General features: G+C 70.0%; 6 protein-coding genes. 3 read left to right on the forward strand and 3 right to left on the reverse strand.

The features are described 5' to 3' along the window. The first annotated feature begins 82 nt into the window (after positions 1-82). The 3 genes from AC07XP_RS14315 to AC07XP_RS14325 all read left to right on the forward strand — a co-directional run bounded on the left by AC07XP_RS14315 (position 83) and on the right by AC07XP_RS14325 (position 3,194). Positions 83-823, forward strand: coding sequence for an SDR family NAD(P)-dependent oxidoreductase (locus AC07XP_RS14315; RefSeq protein ID WP_495265047.1), 741 nt, complete (start codon positions 83-85; stop codon positions 821-823). Positions 824-854: 31 nt separating this feature from the next. Further along, positions 855-1,079, forward strand: coding sequence for a tautomerase family protein (locus AC07XP_RS14320; protein ID WP_070061404.1), 225 nt, complete (start codon positions 855-857; stop codon positions 1,077-1,079). A 162-nt stretch (positions 1,080-1,241) separates the two neighbouring features. Next, positions 1,242-3,194: a sigma-54-dependent Fis family transcriptional regulator gene (locus tag AC07XP_RS14325; RefSeq protein ID WP_495265048.1), complete on the forward strand. Its 1,953-nt coding sequence runs from the start codon at positions 1,242-1,244 to the stop codon at positions 3,192-3,194. Here AC07XP_RS14325 and AC07XP_RS14330 read toward each other — a convergent pair. The 3 genes from AC07XP_RS14330 to AC07XP_RS14340 all read right to left on the reverse strand — a co-directional run. Then, the gene (locus AC07XP_RS14330; RefSeq protein WP_495265049.1) at positions 3,191-4,405 is read right to left on the reverse strand and encodes a glycosyltransferase; all 1,215 of its coding nucleotides are present in this window, start codon (positions 4,403-4,405) and stop codon (positions 3,191-3,193) included. The genes AC07XP_RS14325 and AC07XP_RS14330 overlap by 4 nt on opposite strands. Next, entirely contained in the window at positions 4,402-5,049 is a 648-nt protein-coding gene (locus AC07XP_RS14335) for a TetR/AcrR family transcriptional regulator (RefSeq protein WP_495265050.1), read from the reverse strand. The genes AC07XP_RS14330 and AC07XP_RS14335 overlap by 4 nt, the downstream gene beginning before the upstream one ends. A 134-nt stretch (positions 5,050-5,183) precedes the next feature. Next, positions 5,184-6,436, reverse strand: a 1,253-nt coding sequence (locus tag AC07XP_RS14340) for a hypothetical protein (RefSeq protein ID WP_495265051.1), incomplete at its 5' end; no start/stop codon positions are given.

Consider the following 6,436-nt stretch of genomic DNA (forward strand, 5'->3'; position numbering starts at 1 on the left):
GAAGTGCGAGTCTAGTGATTTATCTGTTTCGCTGTCATCAATACAGTTCTCCCCACGTCATCAACTTCCCTGGAGAACCGACATGCAGGACAACTCTTCCCCCACCGTGGTCATCACCGGCGCCTCGAGCGGCATCGGCCAGGGCCTTGCGCAGGCGTACCTCGCGCGCGGCTTCAACGTGGTCGCGAATGCCCGCACCGCCGAGCGGCTCGCAGCCGCCGCGAAGCAGCTCGGCAACCCGGCGCGCCTTCTCGGCGTCGCGGGCGACATCGGCCGCCGCGACACCGCGCAGCAGCTCGTCGACCGCGCCGTGGAGCGCTTCGGCCAGGTCGACGTGCTCGTCAACAACGCGGGCATCTTCAACGCGAAGCCTTTCGTCGACTACACCGAAGACGAACTCGACCAGCTGGTCGCCACGAACCTCAAGGGCTTCGTCTACGCCTCGCAGGCCGCGGCGAAGCACATGGTCGCGCGCCGCCAAGGACACATCGTGAACATCACCGCGAGCATCGCGCTGCAGCCGAACCAGCAGGTGCCGGCCGTGTTGCCGGTGCTGATCAAGGGCGGCATCAATGCCGCGACGCGCGCGCTGGCGCTCGAACTCGCACCGCACAACGTCAAGGTGAATGCGGTGGCACCCGGCATCGTGGACACGCCGCTGTACACGCCCGAGCAGCACGGCTTCCTCAACGGCCTGGCGCCCGCCGGCCGCATCGCGACCGTGCAGGAGATCGCCGATGCGGTGCTCTACCTCACGAGCGCCGATTTCACGACCGGCGTCGTGCTGCCCGTGGATGGCGGCATGAGCACCGGCAAGTGGTAATCACCTCAGTCATTCACCCAAGGAGCACACCATGCCTTTCATCAACCTGAAGATCACCCGCGACGGCGTCACGCGCGAACAGAAAACCCAGGTCATTGCCGAGTTCACGGAAACGCTCGAACGGGTGCTGAAGAAGCCGCCGGAATGGACGCACATCGTGATCGAGGAGATCGACACCGACGACTGGGGCTTCGCGGGCCTGACGACCACCGAGTACCGCAAGCGGCTGGCCGAGCGTGCGAAGCCGCCGCAGTGAAGCAATGGCGGCGGATCGCGCGGCATTGCCCTCGATGTGAGGGGGAGTAACACGTCCGTTCCACCGGGTTTCACCTCTGTCCTGCGACAGCGCGACAGCCGAATCATGTCCGGCTGCGCAGCCCCTCCCCGTGCCGCGCCCACTCCACGCACGAGGCTGCGCATGACGTCCCTGCAATCGCGCCACATCGACAACGTCTATTCGATCGCCACCGGCACGGCGCTGCGGGCCGATCCGGCGGCGAGCCTGGTGCACAAGTCGTGGGCGCGCTGCGTGCGCGACCACGGGCTCGATCCGTCGCGGCCGACGCCCGCGCGCATCCTGCCGGCGCAGGAGGTGCGCGCGCACCAGCAGCAGCTCGAGCACTTCCTGCGCGCCGCGCGTGCGGGCATGGAAGACATCTACCGCCGCGTGGCCGAGCTGGGCTACATGGTGCTGCTGACCGACGCCGAGGGCATCACGGTCGACTACATCGGCAACCCGGCCTGGGACGACCAGCTGCGCCGCGCCGGCCTGTACCTGGGCGCCGACTGGAACGAGGCGCACGCCGGCACCTGCGGCGTGGGCACCTGCCTCATCGAGCGCCAGCCGATGACCTGCCACCAGACCGAGCACTTCGATGCCACCCACATCGGGCTCACCTGCACGACGGCGCCGCTGTTCGACCACAGCGGCAAGCTCACGGCCATCCTCGACGTGTCGGCGCTGCGCTCGCCCGAGGCGCGCGAGAGCCAGCACCTGGTGCGGCACCTGGTGTCGATCTACGCGCGGATGATCGAGGATGCCGACTTCCTGCGGCACTTTCGCGGCCACTGGATCCTGCGGCTGGGCAGTGCCTTCGGGCTGGTCGACGTGGCGGGCGAAGTGATGCTGGCCTTCGACGAAGGCGGCACGGTGGTGGGCGCCAACGGGGGCGCGCGCGAAGTCCTCTCGGGACGCCAGCAGCCACTGCTGGGCAGCGCCGTGTCGGAGCTGCTGCACCTGCCGATGGACGCGATCTGGCGCCTGGGCAACGGCGGCGCGTCGGCCCTGCCGTTTGCGCACACGGTGCTGCTGCCCGGCGGCGGCGAGTACCACGCCTCGCTGATCGCGCCGCGCCTGCGGCGCTCACCAGTCACGACGCCCGCATCGCCGCCGCCCCAACCTTCGGACCGCCTGCCGCCGCTCGAGCGCATCGCGGGCGACGACGACCCCGCGATGCAGCAGCTGATCGCGCAGGCGCGCCGGCTGGTGGACCGCGGCATCCATGTGCTGGTCGAGGGCGAGACCGGCAGCGGCAAGGAGGTGCTGGCGCGCGCGCTGCATGGCGCGAGCCGGCGTGCGGCGCTGCCCTTCGTGGCGGTGAACTGCGCGGCCATTCCCGATTCGCTGATCGAGAGCGAGCTCTTCGGCTACACGCCCGGCAGCTTCACGGGCGGCCGCGCCAAGGGCATGAAGGGCCTGATCGCGCAGGCCGACCGCGGCACGCTGTTTCTCGACGAGATCGGCGACATGCCGATGGCGCTGCAGACGCGGCTGCTGCGCGTGCTGTCCGAAGGCGAGGTGCTGCCGCTGGGCGCCGAGTCGCCGCAGCGCGTGGACCTCGCGGTGGTGGCGGCCACGCACCGCGACCTGTCGGCGCTGGTCGCGGCCGGGCGCTTTCGCGAGGACCTGTACTACCGCCTGTGCGGCGCGGTGCTGAAGCTGCCGCCGCTGCGCGCACGGCGCGACCGGCGCTACCTGATCGAGGCGATGTTCCATGAAGAGGCAGCGGCGATGGGCTCGACGGCGCGGCTGTCGGAAGCGGCGATGCTGCGGCTGATGGCGCACGACTGGCCGGGCAACCTGCGCGAGTTGCGCAATGTGCTTCGGCTGGCGCTGGCGCTCTGCACGGGAGCCAGCATCACGCCCGAGGAGCTGCGCCTGGCGCCGCATCGGCCGTCGCTCGACCGCTGTGACACATCACCCACGCCTGCAGACGACGAAGACAGCGCCGCCGACGCCACGCGCCTGCTCGACGCGTTGCAGCGCCACCGCTGGCATGTGGCGCGGGCCGCGCAGGCGCTCGGCATCAGCCGCGCCACCGCGTACCGCCACATGAAGCGCTTCGGCATCGTGGCGCCGCAGCGCGGCTAACGCCTCAGGATTCGCTCGATCGCGCGCACGGCCGTGCCCAGGCCGTCTTCCGCGCGCATGCGTTCGCCCAGCGCCCCGGCCCGTGCGCGCACCTGCGGGTCGTGCGCGAAGGCGATCCCGCGCGCCAGGTCGTCGGCGCTGAACCGAGCACCCGCCACGGCGGGCGGCGCGACACCCGCCTGCGCGAGGTGATGCGCCCAGAACGCCTGGTCGCCCGCGAAGGGCACGACCACCGACGGCACGCCCGCGCGCGCGGCCGAGTGGCTGGTGCCCGAGCCGCCGTGGTGCACCACCAGCGCCATCTGCGGAAACAGCCAGTCGTGCGGGGTGTCGCCGATGACGTGGAAATTCGGCGGCAGCTGCTGCACATCGAGGCCGCTCCATCCGGGGTGCAGCACCGCGCGCCGGCCGGCCATGCCGTCGATGAGGGCCGCGAGCAGCCGCGCCTTGTCGAAGCCCGTCATGCTGCCGAAGCCGATGTAGACGGGCGCCTCGCCGGCCGCGAGGAAGTCGCGCAGCGCCGCCGGCGGCTGCCAGTCGGGCGTGGGCGCGAGCCACTGGCCGCACACGGCGGCGTTGGCGGGCCAGTCGGCGGGGCGCGGCAGCAGGCTCGGCGAATAACCGTAGAGCACGGGGTGCGTGGTCCACAGGCGGCGGCGCGGCGGCAGGCCGCAGACCTCGGCCCGCGCGGCATTCACGGCCGGCCGGAAGGCGCGCCAGAGCAGCCCGTTGACGAGGTGGTGGCTCGCGCGGTTCAACAAGCGCGGCACGCGCGCGGGCGGCAGGAAGGGCGAGGCGAACGCGGCCGTCGGCGTGAGCGGGAACATGCCCGCGCCGATGGCCGGCACGCCCAGCGCCTCGGCCGCCGACAGGCCCACGAAGGCCGCGAGCCCCGCGCAGACGATCGCGTCGCAGCCCTGCGCGGCCTCGATGGTCTGGCGCAGCCAGGGCGTGGCGTTGGCATTGGCGATGTCCGCGAGCGCCTTGGCGGCCGCGGCCGGCTTGTCGCCTTGCGCGATGACGCCGCCGAGCGCCTGCCGGATGTCGCCGGCCAGCGCCTGCGAACGCACGCCGAGCCGTTCGGCCGCGCCGAGCGTGGTCGCGTCCGCCAGCAGCACCGATGCATGGCCCGCGTCGTCCAGTGCGCGGCACAGCGCGGCGAGCGGGCGGGCGTCGCCCTCGGTGCCGTAGGTGAGCACGGCGAGTTTCATGGGGCGCGCCTCCTTGCAGCAGGTGGCTTCGGGGCCGTGCGCGCGCCGCCGAAGAAGAGGTCGACGACCACGGCGAACTCATCGCGCAGCACGAGGCCGGGCAGCGTGAGCCAGCGCATCAGCGCGCCGAAGTACAGGTGGTGCAGCAGGCTCGCGAGGTGCGCGGCCGGCACATCAGTGCGCAACGTGCCGGCCTGCTGGGCGGCGGCGATGAGCGCCTCGAACAGCCCCGACAGGTCGCGCGGCGTGCTGCGGTCGCCGCCGCCGAGTTCGCTCTCGATGTTGAGGAAGCGAAAGCGGAAGTAGTCGAGCAGGTAGGCCCGGTAGCGCTCGGACCATTCGGCCGAGGCGTCGAGCAGGCCGGTGAGCTGCGCCGTGAAGCCCGCCTTCGGGTCGATCGACGCATGCAGGCGCTGCGCATCGACCACGAGTTCGAGGTGCACCCAGTGCGCCAGGATCGCTTCCTTGGTCGGGAAGTGGTTGTAGAGCGTGCCCTTGGCCACGTCGGACTGCTGCGCGATCTGCTCCATGGTCGTCGCGTCGTAGCCCTGGGCTTCGAACAGGCGCATGGCGGTGGCGGCGACGTGGTCGAGCGTCTGGGTGCGGCGGCGCTCGCGGCGGCCTGGCGGTTCTGGTTCGGTCACGGTTCGGGGCCCTTGAATTTGAACGTCGTTCAATTTTATACGTCGTTCAACTTTCCATGCATCGCCGTCGCGTCGCGCATGAAAAAGCCCGCGACGCCGGTCACGGCGCGCGGGCGTCTGGGGTCAGCGTGGGGTTACTGGATCACGCCGATGTGCAGGTAGCCGCGCGTCGGCGACGAAGGCCCCCGCGTGCCGATCAGAACGTCGAGCTTGCTCGAACGCATAGCGAAATACTGCTGGGATGCATCCGCACGATCGAAGGCAATCCGCATGCCGGCAGGGGAGTCGACGATCGCGCTCAACGTCAACGACTTGGTGATCACCGGTCCAGCGGACGCCGTCAACGAATACAGCCCGGTCGACACGGTCGAGAGATTGATGTCCCCGTCCGTGGCCCAACCGGAGGCGTTGAAGTTCGCGTAGGTCGCGGCGGCGGGCACACCGATGGCCATCACCTGATTGGCCAAGGCTGTCGACGTGCCAGCGCTCAGGTAGATCTTTTCGCCTTCCACCATGGCGATGCCGAACTTGCCGATGACCGCGCCACTGGCGTCCTTCAGCGTCCACAGACCGGCTTCCGTGTCGGCCGCGACCGCCGTGGTCGCCACACTGCTGCTCGGGCAGTTCTCGATGCGATAGATCTTCTGGTCGACGCACTGCTTCATTACCGTGCCGCCATCGGAAATCCGGATCTGCGCGATCGCGGATTCGCGGTCTGCGCTCGTGTAGTCGACGCGCGCGCGGTCGTACGTGCCGTCCAGCTTGGCCTGCGTGGTGACAAAGGCGCGCGTTGCGATGAACGGCGCATTCTTGTAGGTCACCGGTGACGAGAAGGGCACGGCGAACGGGAACCCGCCGGCGAAGCTGTCCTTCAGTGGCAGGAAGGTCGCGTTGTTGACGCCGGTGATGCGGCTGTTGGTAAAGACCCAGCCGGTACCGTTCGCGCTGAAGGTGCCCGAGGTCTTGTCGCCCGCCGCATCGGTCAGGTCGTAGGTCTTCGCATCGAAGTCGATGTGCAGCTTCTGGCGCGAGCCGTTGGCGGCAAACACCATGTAGTCGCCGTTGTCGTAGTTGCCGGTCTGGATGGCGAAGCTCACCTGCTTCGTGCGCCCTTCCGAGGCGGAGGCCACGAGGTTGTAGCCGGCGGCGTCGGTCTTGCTGCTGTTGGCAAACCGCGTGACCCACTGCGTGGCACCGGTGTCGACGTCGAGGGTGAGGGTGGCCGTGCCGCCACCACCGCTGGCGGCCCAGCCGACGCTGTCGCTCGCCTTGACCACCACCTCCTGGCCCGGCAGCACGCTGTACTTGCCCGAACCGTCGGGCGTGGCGACGTTGCCTGCGATCTCGACGGTGAGCTTCAGCTCTGCCGCTGGGGGTGGCGTGGGGG

The sequence above is a fragment of the Variovorax sp. GW531-E2 genome, from assembly GCF_059423125.1.